General features: G+C 72.4%; 16 protein-coding genes and 1 riboswitch. Of the genes, 5 read left to right on the plus strand and 11 right to left on the minus strand.

Annotated elements, in window-relative coordinates; translation table 11 throughout:
• Positions 1–14: 14 nt before the first annotated feature.
• Positions 15–163: riboswitch (cobalamin riboswitch) on the minus strand.
• A gap of 141 nt (positions 164–304) precedes the next feature.
• From ACFV4P_RS24235 to ACFV4P_RS24255, 5 genes are all read left to right on the plus strand, one after another.
• Positions 305–814 carry a hypothetical protein gene (locus ACFV4P_RS24235; RefSeq protein WP_380474386.1) on the plus strand — a complete coding sequence of 170 codons (510 nt, stop codon included), beginning with the start codon at positions 305–307 and terminating at the stop codon, positions 812–814.
• A 164-nt stretch (positions 815–978) separates the two neighbouring features.
• Positions 979–1,614 carry an RNA polymerase sigma factor gene (locus ACFV4P_RS24240; protein ID WP_380474389.1) on the plus strand — a complete coding sequence of 212 codons (636 nt, stop codon included), beginning with the start codon at positions 979–981 and terminating at the stop codon, positions 1,612–1,614.
• Positions 1,611–2,666: a CU044_5270 family protein gene (locus tag ACFV4P_RS24245; protein WP_380474392.1), complete on the plus strand. Its 1,056-nt coding sequence runs from the start codon at positions 1,611–1,613 to the stop codon at positions 2,664–2,666. Before ACFV4P_RS24240 ends, ACFV4P_RS24245 begins: the two co-directional genes overlap by 4 nt.
• 209 nt (positions 2,667–2,875) lie before the next feature.
• Positions 2,876–3,988 (plus strand): alpha/beta fold hydrolase, encoded by a 1,113-nt coding sequence (locus tag ACFV4P_RS24250; protein WP_380474395.1) that lies wholly within the window; start codon positions 2,876–2,878, stop codon positions 3,986–3,988.
• A gap of 376 nt (positions 3,989–4,364) precedes the next feature.
• The gene (locus ACFV4P_RS24255) at positions 4,365–5,705 is read left to right on the plus strand and encodes a hypothetical protein (RefSeq protein WP_380474397.1); all 1,341 of its coding nucleotides are present in this window, start codon (positions 4,365–4,367) and stop codon (positions 5,703–5,705) included.
• 68 nt (positions 5,706–5,773) lie between these two features.
• Here ACFV4P_RS24255 and ACFV4P_RS24260 read toward each other — a convergent pair whose 3' ends face one another.
• The 11 genes from ACFV4P_RS24260 to ACFV4P_RS24310 all read right to left on the minus strand — a co-directional run bounded on the left by ACFV4P_RS24260 (position 5,774) and on the right by ACFV4P_RS24310 (position 19,918).
• Complete coding sequence (locus tag ACFV4P_RS24260) at positions 5,774–6,652, minus strand: CDP-alcohol phosphatidyltransferase family protein (RefSeq protein ID WP_380474399.1); 879 nt, start codon at positions 6,650–6,652, stop codon at positions 5,774–5,776.
• Positions 6,639–7,316 (minus strand): phosphatidylserine decarboxylase, encoded by a 678-nt coding sequence (locus tag ACFV4P_RS24265; RefSeq protein WP_073814721.1) that lies wholly within the window; start codon positions 7,314–7,316, stop codon positions 6,639–6,641. The genes ACFV4P_RS24260 and ACFV4P_RS24265 overlap by 14 nt, the downstream gene beginning before the upstream one ends.
• A gap of 437 nt (positions 7,317–7,753) precedes the next feature.
• The gene (locus ACFV4P_RS24270; RefSeq protein ID WP_380474401.1) at positions 7,754–8,956 is read right to left on the minus strand and encodes an acyl-CoA dehydrogenase family protein; all 1,203 of its coding nucleotides are present in this window, start codon (positions 8,954–8,956) and stop codon (positions 7,754–7,756) included.
• Positions 8,957–9,092: 136 nt separating this feature from the next.
• Complete coding sequence (locus ACFV4P_RS24275) at positions 9,093–9,590, minus strand: MaoC family dehydratase (RefSeq protein ID WP_073814717.1); 498 nt, start codon at positions 9,588–9,590, stop codon at positions 9,093–9,095.
• Positions 9,591–9,594: 4 nt separating this feature from the next.
• Entirely contained in the window at positions 9,595–10,554 is a 960-nt protein-coding gene (locus tag ACFV4P_RS24280; RefSeq protein ID WP_380474403.1) for an HpcH/HpaI aldolase/citrate lyase family protein, read from the minus strand.
• A gap of 20 nt (positions 10,555–10,574) precedes the next feature.
• On the minus strand, positions 10,575–12,599 hold the full coding sequence (locus ACFV4P_RS24285; protein ID WP_380474405.1) for a protein meaA: 2,025 nt from the start codon (positions 12,597–12,599) through the stop codon (positions 10,575–10,577).
• Positions 12,599–13,969: a crotonyl-CoA carboxylase/reductase gene (gene ccrA, locus ACFV4P_RS24290; protein WP_380474407.1), complete on the minus strand. Its 1,371-nt coding sequence runs from the start codon at positions 13,967–13,969 to the stop codon at positions 12,599–12,601. Before ccrA ends, ACFV4P_RS24285 begins: the two co-directional genes overlap by 1 nt.
• Before the next feature lie 372 nt (positions 13,970–14,341).
• Positions 14,342–15,253, minus strand: coding sequence for a TetR family transcriptional regulator (locus ACFV4P_RS24295; protein ID WP_380474409.1), 912 nt, complete (start codon positions 15,251–15,253; stop codon positions 14,342–14,344).
• A gap of 194 nt (positions 15,254–15,447) precedes the next feature.
• Positions 15,448–17,232 (minus strand): 3-hydroxyacyl-CoA dehydrogenase family protein, encoded by a 1,785-nt coding sequence (locus ACFV4P_RS24300; RefSeq protein WP_380474411.1) that lies wholly within the window; start codon positions 17,230–17,232, stop codon positions 15,448–15,450.
• A gap of 442 nt (positions 17,233–17,674) precedes the next feature.
• The gene (locus tag ACFV4P_RS24305) at positions 17,675–19,168 is read right to left on the minus strand and encodes an MFS transporter (RefSeq protein WP_380474413.1); all 1,494 of its coding nucleotides are present in this window, start codon (positions 19,166–19,168) and stop codon (positions 17,675–17,677) included.
• Between the two features lie 117 nt (positions 19,169–19,285).
• Complete coding sequence (locus tag ACFV4P_RS24310; RefSeq protein ID WP_380474415.1) at positions 19,286–19,918, minus strand: TetR/AcrR family transcriptional regulator; 633 nt, start codon at positions 19,916–19,918, stop codon at positions 19,286–19,288.
• Between the last annotated feature and the right edge of the window lie 4 nt (positions 19,919–19,922).

Below are 19,922 nucleotides of genomic sequence, written 5' to 3' on the forward strand. Positions count from 1 at the left end.
AGGGTCCGCGCCCTGGATCGACGGAACGAAGGCGAGAGTCTCCTGACTTCCGGTCACCCCCGCGCGGGGTGAACGGTCACAGTGGCGGGACCGCGCCGGACTCGCACCGGCTTCCTCTGCTTGCCTCCGTTTGGCCCGAAGATCCCACCACGCCCGCTTCGGACCAGTCAACCGAGGCCCCGGAGGGTTTGGTCACACCCCGCCCGCCGCCGGGGCCGAGGCCGGGCAGCATCCGACGGGCCCAAGGCAGGCCCTAGGATGCAGCCACATTCGCCGCCCGGACGGGCGGACAAGGGGAGGAAACGTGCGACAGGCAGTCCGGCGCGCCGCGCAGGGCGCCGCGGCGCTGGCCGCTCTGGCGGCGGTCTCGGGGTGCGCGGTGCAGAGCGACGCCGTCGCCGGGATCTCCGTGACCGAGGACGGCCGCCCGCTGGGCGTCCTGCTGGTCTGCGGCCACCGGATCGACGGAGCCACCCTCTCCACCAGCGAGGGCAGCCACGAGGAGACGATCGGAAGCTGGACCGCCCACACCGCCCTCGGTCCCGGGCTGAGCACCTGGACCCTGGACGCGCCCGCCGAGGGCTGGGAGACGGGCAGGTCGGCCACCCCGCTCGACGCCGGGACCACCTACCACCTCCAGGGCTGGACCAAGGACAACTCCCGGTCGTCGACCGCCACCGCCTTCACCCCGGAGGACCTGAAGCAGCTCGCCCCGGGAAACGTCCGCTACGACGGCACCGCCTCCGACGGCAGCGGCACCACCCGCACCGTCCCCGTCGAGGAGTTCCGCGCCACGGCCTGCGCGAAGCGCTGACCCCGCACCCCCGCCCGGCCGTCCGGCCGCCCGCGTTGCGCCGTGAACTCCCGGAAGCGGTCGCCGAGTTCGCTCTCCGACTGCTCCTCGGCGCGGCACGCCGCCGGCCCCGGACGGTGACCTGCGTCACGGGAACCGGCGCCCCGGGCCGGACAAGGCATGACGTGAACCATCCACACTCCCGGCTCCGGGCCGGGAATCCCGAAGCGTTCCGCGACCTGTTCCGGGACCACTCCTCGCTGGTGTACCGCCACGCCGTACGCGTGACCGGGAACTGGGCCCTGGCCGAGGACGTGGTCTCGCTGACCTTCCTGGAGGCCTGGCGCCTGCGCGGAAAACTCCGCGACGAGGGCGACAGCCCGCGCCCCTGGCTGATGGGCATCGCCGTGAACGTGCTGCGCAACACGACGCGCGCCGCCCGCCGCCACAGCGCGGCCATGTCCCGGGTGCCCGCCGCCGACGTCGTCCCCGACTTCGCGGACGAACTCGTCGGCCGGATGGCCGACTCCGAGGAACTCGCGGCCGCCCGCAAGGCCCTGGCCCGACTGCGGCGCTCCGAACGCGAGGTCTTCGCGCTGTGCGTCTGGTCCGGGCTCGGCTACGCCGAAGCGGCAGCCACCCTCGGCGTGCCCGTCGGCACCGTGCGCTCACGCCTGTCCCGCGCCCGCACCCGACTGCGCAGACTCGCGGACGAGGAACTTCGCGCCGCGAAGAAAAAGCTGGAACCCCTCCCGATCCCCGGACAAGTACAGGGCAGCCGCGACACCGCGGCCCGGCCGTACAAGGAGACGCACCGATGATCCGCAACCCGCGGCGGCGCAACGAACCGCTCGACCACGCGGAACTGGCCCGCCTCCTGCCCGCACCGGCCGACCCCCGGCTGGCGGACGACCGCCGGCACCTGCTGGAGGAGCACCTGATGAACGAGATCCACCGGTCCGACCCGGCCTCCGCGCCCGCCCCGGCACGGCGCTCGCTGCGCCGCACCGTCCTGATCGCGACGCCGGTCGCCGCAGCCGCGGCCCTCGCCCTGGTGGTCGCCCTGTCCGGCGCGCCCGGCGGCTCCGCGGCCGCGGCTCCGCGGCCGGTCCAGGCGCCCGTCGTGCAGATCGAGGAGGGCAGCACCGTCCAACTCGCCTCGACCGTCCAGGAGATCGCCGCCGCCGCGACGGCGAACCCCACGCCCAAGCCCGGACCGGGCCAGTACATCTACATCAAGAGCCGGGTCTCCTTCCAGGCCTCCAGCTACAACGGCGACACCGATGAGTCCGCCACCTGGGTCCAGCCGCTGCACGACCGCGAGGTGTGGAAGTCCCCCGACGGCACCAAGGGCCGGCTGGACGAGCCGGGCTACCAGAACAAGGGCGGCATCCCGCTGGGCAGCGACGACCCCCGCAAGCAGCAGACCTACACGTGGCTCGCCGCCCAGCCCGCCGACCCCGACGCGCTGCTGAAGTTCGCCTACTCGACGGTGAGCGGCACCCGGGACCGCGACCAGCAGGCGTTCAGCGAGATCGGCTCCATCATCCGCGAGCAGCTCGTGCCCTCCGACCTCGCCGCCGCCCTCTACGAGGCGGCCGGCAAGATCCCGGGCGTCGTGGTGGTCGAGCACGCGAAGGACGCCTCCGACCGCGACGGGATCGCGCTGGCGCGGCTGGACCCGCAGACCGGCGAGCGGTCGGAGTGGATCTTCGACCGGCAGACCCACCAGTACCTCGGCAGCCGCGGCGTGCAGGTCCGGGAGGTCAACGGCATCAAGCCCGGCACCGTCGTGGAGCGCACGGCCATCGTCACCCGCGCGGTCGTCGACGCCGACAAGCAGCGCCCCGGCGACGGGCAGCCCAAGGCCTGACGGCGACCTCGCAGGCGGCGGCCGGCCCCGCGCCGGCCGCCGCCCGCCGCCCCCCGCCCGCCGCCCCGCCCCGGACGTCCGCGGCGGGGCGCCCGCGTTCCGCCCCGACGGGGGCCGGGCGTCACCCCCAGCGGGTCCCCGGCTCGCCGGACCGCGCGCGGGCGGGTGGACTGGGGTGGCACAGGACCGTCAGCACCCGGGAGACCGCCATGCGTTGGGGAACCGCCGCCGTTGTCGCAGCCGCTGCCGCAGGGACCGGGGTCGCGGCGTTCCTGCTGGTCGGCCGGAAGGTGTCGGACCGGGTGGTGCAGCCGGGAACGGCGGAGCCGCCGCCCGCGGTGAAAGTGGTGGAGCTCGGCCCCGGCCGGGTCGCACTGACGGCCACGGCGGACACGCTGCGGCGCGGCCACTACGCGCTGGAGTGGGGCGAGCGCGGCCACGCGGTGGTCGGCGAGGTGCTGGGCTCGGGGCACGGGCGGGTGACGCGGCGGCTGGAACGGGCGGAGAGCGGGACGCTGGCGGTGGGGACGGAGGTCCGGCTGACACCGCGGGTGCTGGTCGGCGACCCGCGGACCTCGCTCGGCCTGGACTTCGCCGAGACCGCCGTGGCCGGCGAGCTCGGCGCGTTCCCGGCGTGGCGCACCCCCGGCATCCGCGGCACCTGGGCGGTGCTGATCCACGGCGCGGCCGCGGACCGTTCGCAGGCGCTGCCCGTGCTGCCGCTGCTGCACACCCTGCGGATGCCGTCCCTGACGATCACCTACCGGGGCGACGCCGGCGCCCCGGCCTCGCCGGACGGCCTGGGGCACTTCGGCGAGACCGAGTGGCAGGACGTCGACGCGGCGATCCGTGCCGCGCTGGACCACGGCGCGGGGCGGGTCGTGCTGTGCGGCTGGTCGATGGGCGCGACGATCGCGCTGTCCACCGCGGCCCGCTCCGCGTGGCGGGAGCGGATCGCGGGCCTGGTGCTGGACTCCCCGGTGCTGGACTGGTCGGAGTCGGTGCGCCGGGCCGCCGCCCACGCCGGCGCCTCCCCGATGCTCGCCGAGCTCGGCGCCCTCTCCGCGCAGGGCCGCACCGGCGTGGACCTGGCCGGATTCGCCCGGATCGGGTCCGGCGCCGACCTGCCCGCGCCCGCGCTGCTGCTGCAGAGCCCGGACGACCCGATCAGCCCCTGGGCGGCCGCGCAGCGGCTCGCCGACGAGCGCCCGGACCTGGTCAGCCTGCACGCGGTGCCACACGCGCAGCACGCCGCGCTGTGGAACGCCGACCCGGCGCGGTACACCGAGGCGCTGCGCCGCTTCCTCGTCCCGCTGCTGTGAACCGCAGGAGGCCGGCCGGCGGGAACCGGAACCGGTCCCGCCGCGTCCTCATTTCGGAGTGATCACGGTTCCCGCCATGTCCATGCGGAAAAGCGGAGTGGTTCGCCCCGCTTTGACACCACTTGTCCGTCCACCGTTCGAACGGTTCGGACAATGCGTCGAGACAGCCCGGCAGTCGATGTGACAGAAGGCCCGTGCAAGGGGAAGACTGCACGGCGTGACGTCTCGGAACCCGCGCGACCGTGATGCCCCGCACCCGCCCCGCCGCATCGGTGCGACGGTGACCCGTCTGCCCGGAACGGCCGTCGGGCGTGCGGAGGGCAACGTACCCGCAGCCAACCGCCGCCGGGTACCCGCCAAGCCCGGACGGGGCCGAGTGCCCGTCCCGGACGGCTTCCCCGCACCCGCCGAACTCGCCCCGCTGGCCCGTCGGATGCTCGCCGACGCGGTCCGCGTCGCCCGCTGGGCCGGCGAGCTCACCGAGGTCGACAAGCGCGGCGAACTCCTCCCCGAGGACGCCCGCGCCGCCGGCCGCGCCCTCGCCATGACGGTCGGCGCCGCCGCCAACGCCTGGGGCCAGGCACTGCTGGTCGGCCTGGTCGAGCTCCGCGACGGCGGCGCCGGTCCGGGCTGGCGGCTGCACGCCTGGGAACGCGACGACGAGGCGGTGATCCGCGGCTGGTCCGCGCTGTTCGACGCCTGGACGCTGCTCGCCCCGGTGCCGCCCGCCGTGCTGCGCGGCGTGTTCGCCCAGCTGGCCGGCCAGGCCGTCGACCAGGCCCCGCAGCTGCTGTCCTTCCTGCACCTGGTGGACGGGCCGGTCGCCGACAGCGAACTGCTCGAACTGCTGCGCCGCGGCCTGGACGAGCGCCGCCTCGGCACCGGCGACAGCAGCACCTTCCCGCTCTCCCCGGTCCCGCACGCCGCCTCCGCGGTCTCGGCGGTCCGCGGCACCTGCCGGGAGCCGCAGATCGACACCCCGCACGCGCCCGCCGACGTGGCCGCGGTCCTGGACTGGATGCTCGACGGCCTGGCCGCCGTCGGCGCGCTCGGCCGCGAGGACGAGGCCGCCGAGCTCTCCCCGCTCGGCCACTGGGCGGTGCGCGCCAAGCTGGAGGAGATCTGCACCGTCGCGCAGACCGCCGCCGGGCACATCGAACAGAGCGCCCTCGAACTGCTCAGCGCCTGCGCCGACTACAGCCCGGGCCCGGCCCGCGCCGAGTTCCGCGCCTGGGTCGCCGCCCGTCCCGCCGACCGGGCCGTCGCCGAACTCCTGGAGGCCGCCCGCGGCGAGGACGCGCTGGTCCGCGGCCTCGCCTTCGAGGCGCTGCGGGTGGTGGCCGGCTCCACCGCCGAGCAGGGCGTCCGGGCCGCCGTCGAGGAGGCCGTGCTGCGGCCCTACGCGCTGCTCTGGCTGGCCGAACAGCTGGACGAGGGGGGCGCCTCCCCGGCCGACGTGCTGGGCGCGGAGGACGCCGCCTGGCTCTGGGTGGACACCGCGGCCGCCGTGCTCGACCACGGCGAGACCGACCTGCTGGTCGGCCACGTCGAGGGCGCGTCGGCGGGCGAGCCCGTCCGGCTGTTCCACCGCGCCCGCCAGTCCGGCCACCCGCGCGCCGCGAGCGTCCTGACGGCCGTCGCCTCAGTCCACCCCGACCCGGCCGTGGCCCGCGCCGCCCGCCGCAGCGCCTTCTCGGTCCACACCGGAGGCGCGTAGGCGCTGCGCGCCCGGCAACGCGAAAGCCCCCCGTCCGAATCGGACGGGGGGCTTCGTCGTGCGGTGGGTCAGCCCCGGTTCTCCGCGCGGCGGGCGCGGACCACGCCCACCTTCTCGCCGACCTTGCGGCGGATGACCAGCAGCGGCGCCATCGCGGCCAGCGCGATCTGGGCGAGCGCGCCGATGTGCATCAGGGTGTCGCCGCCGGGCAGGCCCGCGGCCCAGGCGGCCAGGCAGCCGATGGAGACCACGATCCAGGCCACCGTCGCGGTGGCCAGCACGCCCTGCGGCTTCGGGTACTCGATCCGGCTGACCATCAGGTAGGCCACGCCGAAGATCAGCAGCAGGCCGGGCAGGAACGGCGGGTCGAGCAGCACGATCGCGATGACGGTCATCGCGCCCATCGGGCAGGGCATGCCCTGGAAGATCCCCGGCCGCATCTTCACGGCCGAGAACCGGGCGAGCCGCAGCACCACCGCCAGCAGGACGGTCAGCGCGATGAACGCCGACAGCTGCTGGTTGGAGCCGGAGGAGACCAGGCCCCACACCGCGACGAAGTACGCCGGCGCGATGCCGAAGCTGATCAGGTCGGCCAGGTTGTCGAGCTCGGCGCCGAGCGCCGAGGAGCGCAGCTTGCGCGCGACCAGGCCGTCGAAGAGGTCGCACATCGCGCCGATCAGCAGCAGCGTGACGACGGTGGCCGCACTGTGCTTGACGGGCGCGTTCGACTCACCGGTGAGGTGCGGCATCAGGATGCCGGTGGTGGTCGAGTAGATGGCCAGGAAGCCGCAGACGGCGTTGCCCAGCGTCAGGAAGTCGGCGGTGGACAGGTGCTGCGGGGAGCGGGGCGCGCGGAGTTCGCGGTCCCGCGCCCAGCGGCGGCGGCGCAGGTCGGTGGATTCCTCGTCACCGAGGCCCACTAGGGTTTCCGGATCAGTCACGGTCAAGGCGAGTCACCCCGGCGGTGGTCTTCTGGCCGACCGTGACGCCGACCTCGACGCCCGCCGGCAGGTAGGTGTCGACGCGGGAGCCGAAGCGGATCAGACCGACCCGCTCGCCCTGCTCGACCTTGGTGCCGGCGTCCATGTAGGGGACGATGCGGCGGGCCACGGCACCCGCGATCTGCACCATCTCGATGTCGCCGAGCTCGGTGTCGAAGTGCCACACGACGCGCTCGTTGCGGTCGCTGTCCTTGTTGAACGCCGGGACGAATCCACCGGCGATGTGCTCGACGGACGTCACGGTGCCGGGCAGCGGCGCGCGGTTGACGTGGACGTTGAGCGGGCTCATGAAGATCGCGACCCGGGTGCGGCCGTCCGGCCACTCGTCGATGGACTGGACCACGCCGTCGGCCGGGGAGATCACTCTGCCGGCGCCGATCTCACGCTCGGGGTCGCGGAAGAACCACAGCATGCCCGCGCTGAGCGCGCAGGCCGGCACGGCCGCCAGGGCCCACTTGCCGGAACGCCGGGTGAGGGCGGTCGTCACGGCGGCGGTGGCCAGCGTGGGAACGAACCAGGGGGTGGCACCGCGCGCGATGGTGACGCGGGGACGCCGACCCTCGGGGGCGAAACCCTGGGCGGAGGAGTGAGGGGACGGGCTGATGGGCATCGAGGACCTTTAGTCGCGGGCCCCGCGCGGGGACACAGAATGGCCCCTGGACGGGGGCCACCGCGGGGATCGAGTTGTCTGGGACGGCTGCTGTCCCGGTGGATGCTATCGGGACCTGCCGGTATCTGGGCAAGCCGCCTGCTAGTGGAACTACGCCTGCCTGCCGAGTCGTGCACCTGCTATGTGTACGACCGTAACCGGACCGAGTCCGGTTCCCCAAGAGGTCCCGGGTCACGGGTGATTCACGTCTCAGCGACACGCCGGTCACGGGCAGTGCGCGGAAGCGGCCGTCCGGCGCGTACCTGGGGAAACGCGCCGGACGACCGCGTCGAGTGCCGTGCCCGCCCCGGCCCGGACGACCAGGCCGGGGGGACGGGCACGGCGGGGCCGGCGGCAGGCCCGCACGCCTGCCTCGCGGCCCGTCGCGGGGGACCGCCTCAGTCGGCGAGCCGGTACTCCTCCAGCAGGCGACGTCCCACGATCATCTTCTGGATCTCCGCCGTACCTTCACCGATCAGCAGCATCGGGGCCTCCCGGTACAGCCGCTCGATCTCGTACTCCTTGGAGAATCCGTAGCCGCCGTGGATCCGGAAGGAGTCCTCGACGACCTCCTTGCAGTACTCGGAGGCCAGGTACTTGGCCATGCCGGCCTCCAGGTCGTTGCGCTGCCCGCTGTCCTTCTTACGGGCGGCCATCACCATCATCTGGTGCGCGGCCTCGACCTTGGTGGCCATCTCGGCGAGCTTGAACTGGATCGCCTGGTGCTCGGCGATCTTCTTGCCGAAGGTGGTGCGCTGCTGCGCGTAGGCGATGCCCAGCTCGAACGCCCGGCGGGCCACGCCGCAGCCGCGGGCGGCCACGTTGACGCGGCCGACCTCGACGCCGTCCATCATCTGGTAGAAGCCCTTGCCGGGGACGCCGCCGAGGATCCGGTCCGCCGGGATGCGGACGTCCTGCAGCACCAGCTCGGTGGTGTCGACGCCCTTGTAGCCCATCTTCTCGATCTTGCCGGGGACGGTGAGGCCGGGGACGGTCTCGTTCGGCCCGAAGCCCGGGGTCTTCTCGATCAGGAAGGTGGTCATGTTCTTGTAGGGCGTGTTGCCGCCCTCGTCGGTCTTGCAGAGCACCGCGACGACGGACGAGGTGCCGCCGTTGGTCAGCCACATCTTCTGGCCGTTCAGGACGTAGAACTCCCCGTCCTTCACGCCCTTGGTGGAGATCGCCGAGACGTCGGAGCCGAGGCCCGGTTCGGACATCGAGAAGGCGCCGCGCAGTTCGCCGGCGGCCATCTTCGGCAGGAAGTAGTCCTTCTGCTCCTGGGTGCCGTGCGCGTTGATCATGTGCGCCACGATGAAGTGGGTGTTGACGATGCCGGAGACGGACATCCAGCCGCGGGCGATCTCCTCCACCACCAGGGCGTAGGTGAGCAGCGACTCGCCGAGGCCGCCGAACTCCTCGGGGATGGTCAGCCCGAACAGGCCGAGCTGCTTCATGCCCTCGACGATGGCGGTCGGGTACTCGTCCTTGTGCTCCAGTTCGGTCGCGACCGGGATGATCTCCTTGTCGACGAACTCCCGCACGGTGGCGAGGATGTCCCGCTGGATCTCGGTCAGGCCGTCGGTCTGTGCGAGGCGTCCCATCGTGCGGCTCCGTGAATGCTCAGAGGGTTGGGGTGGTGAGGGGGCCCCGCGGCGCGTGGCTGCCGCAGGGCCCCCGGGACCGGGTAGGGGCTGGGCCGATGACGGCGGCCCGCCCTTCCGGGGTCTGGGGTGGGCGTCAGGCGAGCGGCTCGGGGCGGCCGGGCTGGTCGCCGCCGCGCTCCTTCAGGTACTGCTCGGTCGGCACCATCACCTTGCGGCGGAAGACGCAGACGACCGTGCCGTCCTGCTTGTAGCCCTTGGTCTCGACGTGGACGATGCCGCGGTCCGGCTTCGAGGTGGGGTTCTTGTCGAGCACGGTGGTCTCGCCGTAGATGGTGTCGCCGTGGAAGGTCGGCGCGATGTGGCGCAGCGACTCGACCTCCAGGTTGGCGAGCGCCTTCCCGGAGACGTCCTCGACGCTCATGCCCAGCAGCAGCGAGTAGATGTAGTTGCCGACCACCACGTTCTTGCCCTGCACGGTGGTGGTCGCGTAGTTGGCGTCCAGGTGCAGCGGGTGGTGGTTCATGGTCAGCAGGCAGAAGAGGTGGTCGTCGTACTCGGTGACGGTCTTCCCGGGCCAGTGCTTGTAGACCGCGCCGACCTCGAACTCCTCGTAGGTGCGTCCGAACTGCATTGCGTCACGCTCCCGGGATCTCGAACTTGGTGGTGCGCTGCATGCCCGCGGCGCGGCCCTTGCCGGCGATGACCAGGGCCATCTTGCGGCTGGCCTCGTCGATCATCTCGTCGCCGAGCATCGCCGAGCCCTTGGCGCCGCCGGCCTCGGAGGTGCACCAGTCGTAGGCGTCGAGGATCAGCTCGGCGTGGTCGTAGTCCTCCTGGCCGGGCGAGTAGATCTCGTTGGCGGCGGCGACCTGGTCCGGGTGCAGCACCCACTTGCCGTCGAAGCCGAGGGCGGCGGAGCGGCGGGCGACCTCGCGGTAGCCCTCCTGGTTGCGGATCTGCAGGTAGGGGCCGTCGATGGCCTGCAGGTCGTTGGCGCGGGCGGCCATCAGGATGCGCATCAGGATGTAGTGGTAGGCGTCGGCGCCGTAGCCGGGCGGCTGCTCGCCGACCACCAGGGACTTCATGTTGATGGAGGCCATGAAGTCGGCCGGGCCGAAGATGATGGTCTCCAGGCGCGGCGAGGCGGCGGCGATCGCGTCGACGTTGATCAGGCCCTTGGCGTTCTCGATCTGCGCCTCGATGCCGATCTTGCCGACCTCCAGGCCGACGGTCTTCTCGATCTGGGTGAGCAGCAGGTCCAGCGCGATCACCTGCTGGGCGTCCTGCACCTTGGGCAGCATGATGCAGTCCAGGTTCTGGCCGGCGCCCTCGACGACGGTGATGACGTCGCGGTAGGTCCAGTGCGTGGTCCAGTCGTTGACCCGGACGACGCGGGTCTTGCCGCCCCAGTCGCCGTTGTTGAGGGCGTCCACGATGGTGTGGCGGGCGCTCTCCTTGACCAGCGGGGCGCAGGCGTCCTCCAGGTCCAGGAAGACCTGGTCGGCGGGCAGGCCCTGGGCCTTCTCCAGGAAGCGCGGGTTGCTGCCCGGTACGGCCAGGCAGGAACGGCGCGGACGGAGACGGTTCACAGTCATTGAGGGGAGTTCCTTCCGGGTCAGCCGGTCGCGGCGGTGGTCGCGGCCCACGGCTGAAGCCTGTTGGCCAGCCGGATCTCGTCCACGATCCGGCCGATGATGGTGGTGATGCCGAAGTCCTTGGGTGTGAACACGGCAGCGACTCCGACGGCCTTGAGAGCCTCGGCGTCCGCTGCCGGGATGATTCCACCCACGATCACCGGCACATCCTCCACCCCGGCCCGGTCCAACCGCTGTATGACGTCGGGCACAAGCTCCGGGTGCGCGCCGGACAGGATGGACAGGCCCACGCAGTGCACGTCCTCGGCGACGGCGGCCGAGACGATCTGCTCGGGCGTCAGACGGATGCCCTGGTAGACCACCTCGAAGCCGGCGTCGCGCGCCCGTACGGCGATCTGCTCGGCGCCGTTGGAGTGCCCGTCCAGGCCGGGCTTGCCGACCAGCAGGCGGAGCTTGCCAGCGCCGAGTTCGGCGGCGGTGGCGGCCACGGCCTCGCGGACGGCGGCGAGTTCGCCGCCCGGCTCGGCGGCGACCGCGACCGGCGCGCCGCCGACCCCGGTGGGGGCCCGGTACTCGCCGAACACCTCGCGCAGTGCGAACGACCACTCGCCGGTGGTGGCGCCGGCCCGGGCGCAGGCCAGGGTGGCGGCCATCAGGTTCTCCTCGGTGGCGGCCACCTCCTTCAGGCGGGCCAGCGCGACCTGCACCGCGGCCTCGTCCCGACGGCCGCGCCAGGCCTCCAGGTTGGCCAGCACGGAACGCTCGGAGGCCGGGTCGACCACCATGATGGCGGTGTCCAGGTCGGCCGTGAGCGGGCTGTCCTCGGTGGTGTCGAAGCAGTTGACGCCGATGATCCGGTCCTCGCCGGCCTCGATCCGGGCCCGCCGGGCGGCGTGCGAGGACACCAGGTTGGACTTCAGGTAGCCGGACTCGACGGCCGGGATCACCCCGCCCATCCCCAGCACCTTGGCGATCTCCGCCTCGGCGCCGGCCAGCAGCTCCTCGGTCTTCGCCTCGACCACGTGCGAGCCGTTGAACAGGTCGCCGTACTCCAGCAGGTCCGACTCGTACGCCAGCACCTGCTGGATCCGCAGCGACCACTGCTGGTCCCACGGCCGCGGCAGGCCCAACGCCTCGTTCCAGGCCGGGAGTTGGACGGCCCGCGCGCGGGCGTCCTTGGACAGCGTGACGGCCAGCATCTCCAGCACGATGCGCTGGACGTTGTTCTCCGGCTGCGCCTCGGTCAGGCCCAGCGAGTTGACCTGCACGCCGTAGCGGAACCGCCGCTGCTTGGCGTCCTCGATGCCGTAGCGCTCCCGGGTGACCTTCTCCCAGAGCCGGGTGAAGGCCCGCATCTTGCACATCTCCTCGACGAAGCGGACGCCCGCGTTGACGAAGAAGGAGATCCGGCCGACCACTTCGCCCATCCGCTCGACCGGGACCTGCCCGGAGTCGCGGACGGCGTCCAGGACGGCGATCGCGGTGCACATCGAGTACGCGATCTCCTGGACCGGGGTGGCCCCGGCCTCCTGCAGGTGGTAGCTGCAGATGTTGATCGGGTTCCACTTCGGGAGGTGCGCCACCGTGTAGGCGATCATGTCGGTGATCAGCCGCACGGACGGGCCGGGCGGGAAGACGTGCGTCCCGCGCGACAGGTACTCCTTGACGATGTCGTTCTGGGTGGTGCCGGTGAGCTTGGCGATGTCCGCGCCCTGCTCCTCGGCGACCACCTGGTACAGCGCCAGCAGCCACATGGCGGTGGCGTTGATGGTCATCGAGGTGTTGGTGCGCTCCAGCGGGATCCCGTCGAACAGGGTCCGCATGTCGCCCAGGTGCCCGACCGGCACGCCGACCCGGCCGACCTCGCCGCGGGCGAGGACGTGGTCGGAGTCGTAGCCGGTCTGGGTCGGCAGGTCGAAGGCCACCGACAGGCCGGTCTGCCCCTTGGCGAGGTTGCGCCGGTACAGCGCGTTGGAGTCGCTCGCGGTGGAGTGGCCGGCGTAGGTGCGCATCAGCCAGGGGCGGTCGCGTTCCTGAGCAGCCATCACACGTTCCGGCTGGGCTTGTTGTTCCGCTCGTCGAGCTCGCGGAAGAGATTGATGGCCGGCAGGTGCTTCGCGCGCAGCTCGTGGTCGCGCACGCCCAGGCCCTCCTGCGGGGCCAGGCAGAGGACGCCGACCTTGCCCTGGTGCTTGTTGTGGTGCACGTCCAGGGCGGCCTGGCCGGTCTCCTCCAGCGAGTAGACCTTGGAGACGGTCGGGTGGATCTTGCCCTTCGCGATCAGGCGGTTGGCCTCGAACGCCTCGCGGTAGTTGGCGAAGTGCGAGCCGACGATGCGCTTCAGCGACATCCACAGGTAGCGGTTGTCGTACTGGTGCATGAAGCCGGAGGTGGAGGCGCAGGTGACGATGGTGCCGCCCTTGCGGGTGACGTAGACCGACGCGCCGAAGGTCTCCCGGCCGGGGTGCTCGAAGACGATGTCGACGTCCTCGCCGCCGGTGAACTCGCGGATCTTCGCGCCCAGGCGCTTCCACTCGCGCGGGTCCTGGTTGTTCTCGTCCTTCCAGAACTTGTAGCCCTCGGCGGACCGGTCGATGATCGCCTCGGCGCCCATGGCCCGGCAGATGTCGGCCTTGGCGTCGTTGGAGACCACGCAGATCGGGGTGGCGCCGCCGGCCAGCGCGTACTGGGTGGCGTACGAGCCGAGGCCGCCGCTGGCGCCCCAGATCAGCACGTTGTCGCCCTGCTTCATGCCGGCGCCGTTGCGGCTGACCAGCTGACGGTACGCGGTGGAGTTGACCAGGCCCGGGGAGGCGGCCTCCTCCCAGGTGAGGTGCTTGGGCTTGGGCAGCAGCTGGTTGGTCTTCACCAGCGCGAGCTGGGCCAGGCCGCCGAAGTTGGTCTCGAAGCCCCAGATGCGCTGCTCCGGGTCCATCATCGTGTCGTTGTGGCCGTCCGGGGACTCCAGCTCGACCGACAGGCAGTGCGCGACGACCTCGTCGCCGGGCTGCCAGGCGTTGACGCCGGCGCCGGTGCGCAGCACCACGCCCGCCAGGTCGGAGCCGACCACGTGGTACGGCAGGTCGTGGCGCTTCGTCAGCGGGGAGAGCCGGCCGTAGCGCTCCAGGAAGGAGAAGGTGGAGACCGGCTCGAAGATCGAGCTCCACACGGTGTTGTAGTTGACGGCGCTGGCCATCACGGCGACCAGGGCCTCGCCCGGGCCGACCTCGGGCAGCGCGACGTCGTCCAGGTGGAGCGACTTGCGCGGGTCCTTGTCGCGGCTGGCGAGGCCGGCGAACATCTGCTCCTCGTCCTTGTGGAGCGTCACGGCCCGGTAGGACTCGGGCAGCGCGAGGGCCGCGTAGTCGGCGGACGTGGCGTTGCCGCTGAGGATCGCGTCGAGAATTTCCTGCATGGCTGCCTCCGAAGGCGTACCTGTGCGAGGGACACAGGGCGTCTGGGGGAGCCGGGAGCGGACACCGGCTTCGCTGAGGGTCTGAGGGGTGGGGTACTGCGGTGGTGCGACGGATCGGGTGGAGTCGCAGGTACACGTCCCCCGGGTCGGAGGGACGCCGGACGACGGCGCGCCGAGGTGGGGAGCCGCGGCGCCGCGACCGGTGGCAACAAGGTAGTGGCACCCTGTGCCACTCGTAAAGACACGGGGTGCCAACTTCTGGCGTGAGCCAGAACACGCCGGCCGGGGGTTTCCCGGAACGCCCGAATGCCCGTTCCCGAAAAGCGGGAACGGGCCTTCGATTCTGCCTTCGACCTGCGGAAACTGCCTTGATTACACGGGGCTTCGGCCCGCCAGGGCGGCCCGAATCGAATCCACCACGGTCTCCAGCGGGGCGTCCGTGCGGGCCACTGTGATCAGTACCTCACCACTCGGGCTGGCACTGAGTGCGCTCAGGGCCGGGGAGTCCTCCGGCGTCACTCCGTCACCACTGGCACCGGGTGCCACGGTGGTGCCGCGGCGGCGGGCGCCGCTCGGCGGGGTCGGCCAGAACGTCCCCCGGATCACCTCGAAGGAGTGGTCGAGCTGCGCCTCCACGTCGCCGTGCCCGCCGGCCCGCAGCCAGCGCCGCAGCACGTGGTTGTGCGCCGCGACCACCGCCGCCGCCGACACCTCGGCCAGCATCGAGTCGTCGTCCCCGCCGCGCTGCCAGCTCGGCGGGGTCTGCTCGGCCGCGTCGAACCGGCCCAGCAGGTACCGGGTGAACAGCCGCTCGTACCGGGAGACCACCGCGATCTCCCGCTCGCGCAGCGCCGACACCTGGCGGATCAGCTGGTAGCGGGCCACCGACATGTCCGGGGTGGAGGCGTACATCCGCAGCACCTCCTTGATGCCCCGGCACACCACGTCCAACGGGTGCTCCTCCGGCTCGGCGCTGGCCAGCAGGTCGGCCACCCGCACCAGGGTGTCGTCGTGGTCGGGGAAGATCGCCTCCTCCTTCGACCGGAAGTACCGGAAGAAGGTCCGCCGGGCCACCCCGGCGGCGGCCGCGATCTGATCGACCGTCGTCTCCTCGTACCCCTGGGTGGCGAACAGCTGCATGGCCGCCGCCGTGAGGTCCTGGCGCATCTGCAACCGCTGGGCGGCGGCCCGGCGACTGCCCGCCCCGGACTCCACCCCCGGCCGCGACTGGTCGGGCCCGGCGGCCGACTGCTGCTGCTGGGAAGGCGAGGTCTGGCGATCCATGCCCGGAACGCTACACGCACCCGGTGCCGCCCCCGCCGGCCTGGCCCTGCGTACCGGTGCCGAAGGCGGCGCCACGGCGGGTCGGGGCCACCGCGAGGAGACCGCCCCGGCACCCCAAGGGGGCCTCGGCGCAGCCGGGTTGACGCCTCCGGAGGGCGACGGACGGGGGCTCGGCGAGGACGCCGGACGGCCCGTCATCGCCGTGCGTGGTCGCGGAAACCGCGGCCGGTCTTGCGGCCCAGGCAGCCCGCCGCCACCAGGTGCTCCAGCAGCGGCGCGGCCGCCAGACCCGGCTCCCGGAACTCCTGGTGCAGCACCTTCTCGATGGTCAGCGACACGTCCAGGCCCACCACGTCCAGCAGCTCGAACGGGCCCATCGGGTAGCCGCAGCCCAGCTTCATCGCGGTGTCGATGTCGTCCACCGTCGCGTAGTGCTCCTCCAGCATCCGCACCGCGTCGTTCAGGTACGGGAACAGCAGCGCGTTCACGATGAAACCGGCCCGGTCGCCGCACTCCACCGGGTGCTTCTTCACCTTCCCGCACAGCTCCAGCACGGTCGCCGTGACGTCCTCCGCGGTCAGCACCGTGGAGACCACCTCGACCAGCCGCATGGCCGGCGCCGGGTTGAAGAAGTGCATGCCGATCACGTCCTGCGGGCGGGACGTCGCCGTCGCGCAGGAGATCACCGGCAGCGAGGAGGTGGTGGTCGCCAGCACCGCGCCCGGCTTGACGATCTTGTCCAGGGCGCCGAACAGCTCGCGCTTGACCGCGAGGTCCTCCGCCACCGCCTCCACCACCAGGTCCACGTCCGCCAGGTCCTGGTAGCCGGACACCGGGGTGACCAGCGCCAGCGCCGCGTCCCGGGCCTCCTCGGACAGCCGGCCGCGGGACACCGAACGCTCCAGCGACTTCGCCAGCTGCGCCTTCGCCCGCTCCGCCTTCTCCTGGCTGCGGGCCGCCAGCAGCACCGGGAAGCCCGCCTTCGCGAACACCTCCACGATGCCGGTCGCCATCGTCCCGCTGCCGCACACGCCGACGCTGCGCACCTCGCGGGCGGCCGGACGCGCAGCGGCCTCCGCGGCCTCCGCGGACTTCTCGGCGACCTGCCGGGACGAGCCCGGGGCCTCGTAGGTGTAGAAGCCGCGGCCCGACTTGCGGCCCAGCAGGCCCGCCGCGACCAGTTGGCCGAGGATCGGCGCCGGGGCGTGCAGACGGTCCTTCGACTGCTCGTACATCGCCTCCAGCACGGTGCGGGCGGTGTCCACGCCGATCAGGTCCAGCAGCGCGAGCGGGCCCATCGGCAGGCCGCAGCCCAGCCGCATCGCCGCGTCGATGTCCTCCCGGGTGGCGTACCGGGACTCGAACATCGCCGCCGCCTGGTTCAGGTACGCGAACAGCAGGCCGTTGGCGATGAACCCCGCCCGGTCGCCGGCCGCGACCGGCTCCTTGCCGAGGTCGCGCGCCAACTCGGCCACCTGCTCGGCGGCCTGGGGCGAGGTCAGGACGGTGCGGACCACCTCGACCAGCTTCATGCTGTGCACCGGGTTGAAGAAGTGCACGCCCAGCACCCGCTCCGGGCGGGCCGTGGCCGCCGCGATCCGGGTCACGCTCAGCGCGGTGGTGCCGGTCGCCAGCACCGTCCCGGGCGGGCAGATCCGGTCCAGCTCGGCGAACAGGGCGCGCTTGAGCTCCAGGTCCTCCGGGACCTCCTCGATCACCAGGTCGGCCTGCGCGGCCGCGGTCAGCTCGTCGCCGACCTCGATCAGCGCGAGCAGCGCGGTGCGCTCCTCGGCGGTCAGCCGCTCACGCGCCACCGCCCGGGCCGTCGACGCCTCGATCCGGGCCAACGCCCGAGCCGCCTGCGCCGGGCCGGCCTCCACGCCGATCACGCGCCGGCCGCTCCGGGCCACCGCCACGGCCACCCCGGCACCCATGGTGCCCAGGCCGACGACGGCAACAGTGGGAAAGGGACGCTCCATTGTCCAGACTCCTTGTCATGGGCCCGCGCCGACGGCCCCCGCCACGACCCGGACAGCCGGGCACGCGTGACGGGGGAGGGTGTGCCGACGGCACGGGAGAAATGGGGAACGGAAGAAGAACAGCGGCGACCCCGCGCTACGGACCGGTCCGCTCCGGTTCCGTTCGAGGGGCAGTGCCGTGGTGCTCAGGCGCTCCGAAAGGTCATGAAGCGACGCCGACGTGCACACGGGAGGAGAAGCGCAACCCGCCGGTGCGGCTCCCGAAGCCCGGCGCTGGTGCGTGCGGACACTGTAGCCCAGCTACTCGCGGGTAGGAAGGGGCAATCGCGGTTCGCGCGGCCGCGGTTGATCCTGCGGTGCCCCGAAGGAATTCGGTCGCTGATACGCGGAACGGCCCCGCCCGGAGGGTTTCCGGGTGGGGCCGTTCGGGTGTCGTGGGGGGTCAGTGGGCCATGACGGGGACGGCGTCCTCGGCGGTGGCGGGGGAGTCGTGGTGTTCGGGCTTGCCGGCGGTGATCAGGGTGAAGGCGGTGATGCCGGCCAGGACCAGGATGCCGAAGGCCCACCAGATGGCGGTGGAGTAGGAGTGGACCTGGATCTGCAGGGCGAAGAGCTTGGGGTCGGTGGTGGCCGCGGCGGCCTTGTGGGCGTCGAGGTAGGCGGTGCCGGCGCTGTGGGCGACGGTGGAGAGGAGGGCGGTGCCGATCGCGCCGCCGACCTGCTGGGAGGTGTTGACCATCGCGGAGGCGACGCCGGCGTCACGGGGCTGCACGCCGAAGGTGGCCAGGCTCATGGCGGGCATGAACGCGGTGCCCATGCCGAGGCCCATCAGGACCAGGCCGGGCAGGATCTGCCAGTACGAGGTGTTCACGTCGATCTGGGTGAGGATCAGCAGGCCGAGCGAGGCGACCAGGAAGCCGGGCGCCATCAGGTAGCGGGCCGGGACCCGGGTCATCAGGCGGGCGCCGATCTGGGTGGAGCCGGTGATCATGCCGGCCACCATCGGGAGGAAGGCGAAACCGTTGACCAGCGGCTTGTAGCCCAGCACGCCCTGCATGTAGAGGGTGAGGAAGAGGAACAGGCCGAACATGCCGATCACGGCCATGCCGAGCGAGAGGTAGACGCCGCCGCGGTTGCGGTCGGTGATCACGCGCAGCGGCAGCAGCGGGGCGGAGACCCGGCTCTCGACGACCACGAACGCGGCGAGCAGCACGGCGGCGGCGACGAACAGGCCGATGGTGCTGGAGTCGCCCCAGCCCTGGCTCTCGGCGCGGGTGAAGCCGTACACCAGGGAGACCAGGCCGGTGGTGACCAGCAGCACGCCCGGGATGTCGAGGCGGTTGCGGTTGAGGCCGACGGCGGGCTCGCGGATGACCAGGATCGCGCCGGCCAGGGCGACCGCGGCGAACGGGATGTTGACGTAGAAGGTCCAGCGCCAGTTCAGGTACTCGGTGAGCGCGCCGCCCAGGATCAGGCCGATCGCACCGCCACCGCCGGCGACGGCGCCGAAGATGCCGAACGCCTTGGCGCGCTCCTTGCCGTCGCTGAACATGACGGCGAGCAGCGAGAGCGCGGCGGGCGCGAGCAGCGCGCCGAAGACGCCCTGCAGGGCGCGGGCGCCGAGCAGCATGGCGGTGTTGACCGCGGCGCCGCCGATCGCGGAGGCGGCGGCGAAGCCGATCAGGCCGACCATGAAGGTCCGGCGGCGGCCCCACAGGTCCGCGACGCGGCCGCCGAACAGCAGCAGGCCGCCGAAGGCCAGCGCGTAGGCGGTGATCACCCACTGGGTGGTGCTGTCGGCGAAGCCGAGGTCTTCCTTGGCGCGGGGGAGCGCGATGTTCACGACGGTCGCGTCGAGGACGACCATCAGCTGTGCCAGGGCGATGAAGACGAGCGCCTTCCACCGGCGCGGGTCCGGCTGGAGGGTTTCGGACATGGAGGTACCCACCTGTGAGTGCAAGAGGACGTGCGGAACGTGCGGAGGCATGCAGCCGCCCCGGTCGGGCGGTCTGTCGTAAGTCGTATGGGTGGAACGGGAGTTGAGCCGGGTGCGTCAGGCGCGCCGGGAGAGTTCCTCCAGGGTCACGGCATGGCCGGGCAGCGGGGACGGGGTGGTGGTGCGCAGCCCGTCCAGCAGCAGTTGGAGGTGACGGTGGACCAGCGGGCCCAGGTCGAGACAGGCGGCGCCGGGGAGCGGTCGGGTGAGCTGGGACATGGCGACCACGATGTCGCCGGCTCCGACGTCGGTGCGGAGCAGTCCGTCGGCCTGCGCGCGGGCGACCAGGTCCTCGGTGGCCTGTCTCATCTCGGCGCGGGCGTCGGCGAGTTCGGGGTCGTCGGGGTCGATGGTGCCGGACAGCAGGGAGCACAGCGCGCCGATCCGCTCGTCGGCGGCGGCGTGCACGAAGCGGCTCACCGCGGCGAAGGAGTCGGGCTCCTCGGCGGCGGCCGCGTGCGCGTGTGCCACGACCCGGTCGATGACGGCGAGCGACACCTGCTGGATCAGCGTCCGGCGGTCGGCGAAGTTGCGGTACAGCGTGGCGTTGCCGACGCCGGCCCGGCGGGCGATCTCGTCGAGCGGGGCCAGTGCCCCGTACTCGACGAAGGCCTCGCGGGCGGCGGCGACGATGCGTTCGCGGTTGCGGGTGGCGTCCGAACGCCGGCGGGGAGCGGTGACGGTGGTCATGGTG

The sequence above is a fragment of the Kitasatospora sp. NPDC059795 genome, from assembly GCF_042732175.1.
GTDB lineage: Bacteria > Actinomycetota > Actinomycetes > Streptomycetales > Streptomycetaceae > Kitasatospora.

Excerpts from the sequence above, each read along its gene's own strand:
- ACFV4P_RS24280 (WP_380474403.1), bottom strand. The coding sequence starts at position 10,554 with ATGACTGTGAACCGTCTCCGTCCGCGCCGTTCCTGCCTGGCCGTACCG.
- ACFV4P_RS24305 (WP_380474413.1), bottom strand. The coding sequence starts at position 19,168 with ATGTCCGAAACCCTCCAGCCGGACCCGCGCCGGTGGAAGGCGCTCGTC.
- ccrA (WP_380474407.1), bottom strand. The coding sequence starts at position 13,969 with ATGCAGGAAATTCTCGACGCGATCCTCAGCGGCAACGCCACGTCCGCC.
- ACFV4P_RS24310 (WP_380474415.1), bottom strand. The coding sequence starts at position 19,918 with ATGACCACCGTCACCGCTCCCCGCCGGCGTTCGGACGCCACCCGCAAC.
- ACFV4P_RS24270 (WP_380474401.1), bottom strand. The coding sequence starts at position 8,956 with ATGGGACGCCTCGCACAGACCGACGGCCTGACCGAGATCCAGCGGGAC.
- ACFV4P_RS24285 (WP_380474405.1), bottom strand. The coding sequence starts at position 12,599 with ATGGCTGCTCAGGAACGCGACCGCCCCTGGCTGATGCGCACCTACGCC.
- ACFV4P_RS24250 (WP_380474395.1), top strand. The coding sequence starts at position 2,876 with ATGCGTTGGGGAACCGCCGCCGTTGTCGCAGCCGCTGCCGCAGGGACC.
- ACFV4P_RS24245 (WP_380474392.1), top strand. The coding sequence starts at position 1,611 with ATGATCCGCAACCCGCGGCGGCGCAACGAACCGCTCGACCACGCGGAA.
- ACFV4P_RS24300 (WP_380474411.1), bottom strand. The coding sequence starts at position 17,232 with ATGGAGCGTCCCTTTCCCACTGTTGCCGTCGTCGGCCTGGGCACCATG.
- ACFV4P_RS24275 (WP_073814717.1), bottom strand. The coding sequence starts at position 9,590 with ATGCAGTTCGGACGCACCTACGAGGAGTTCGAGGTCGGCGCGGTCTAC.
- ACFV4P_RS24265 (WP_073814721.1), bottom strand. The coding sequence starts at position 7,316 with ATGCCCATCAGCCCGTCCCCTCACTCCTCCGCCCAGGGTTTCGCCCCC.
- ACFV4P_RS24295 (WP_380474409.1), bottom strand. The coding sequence starts at position 15,253 with ATGGATCGCCAGACCTCGCCTTCCCAGCAGCAGCAGTCGGCCGCCGGG.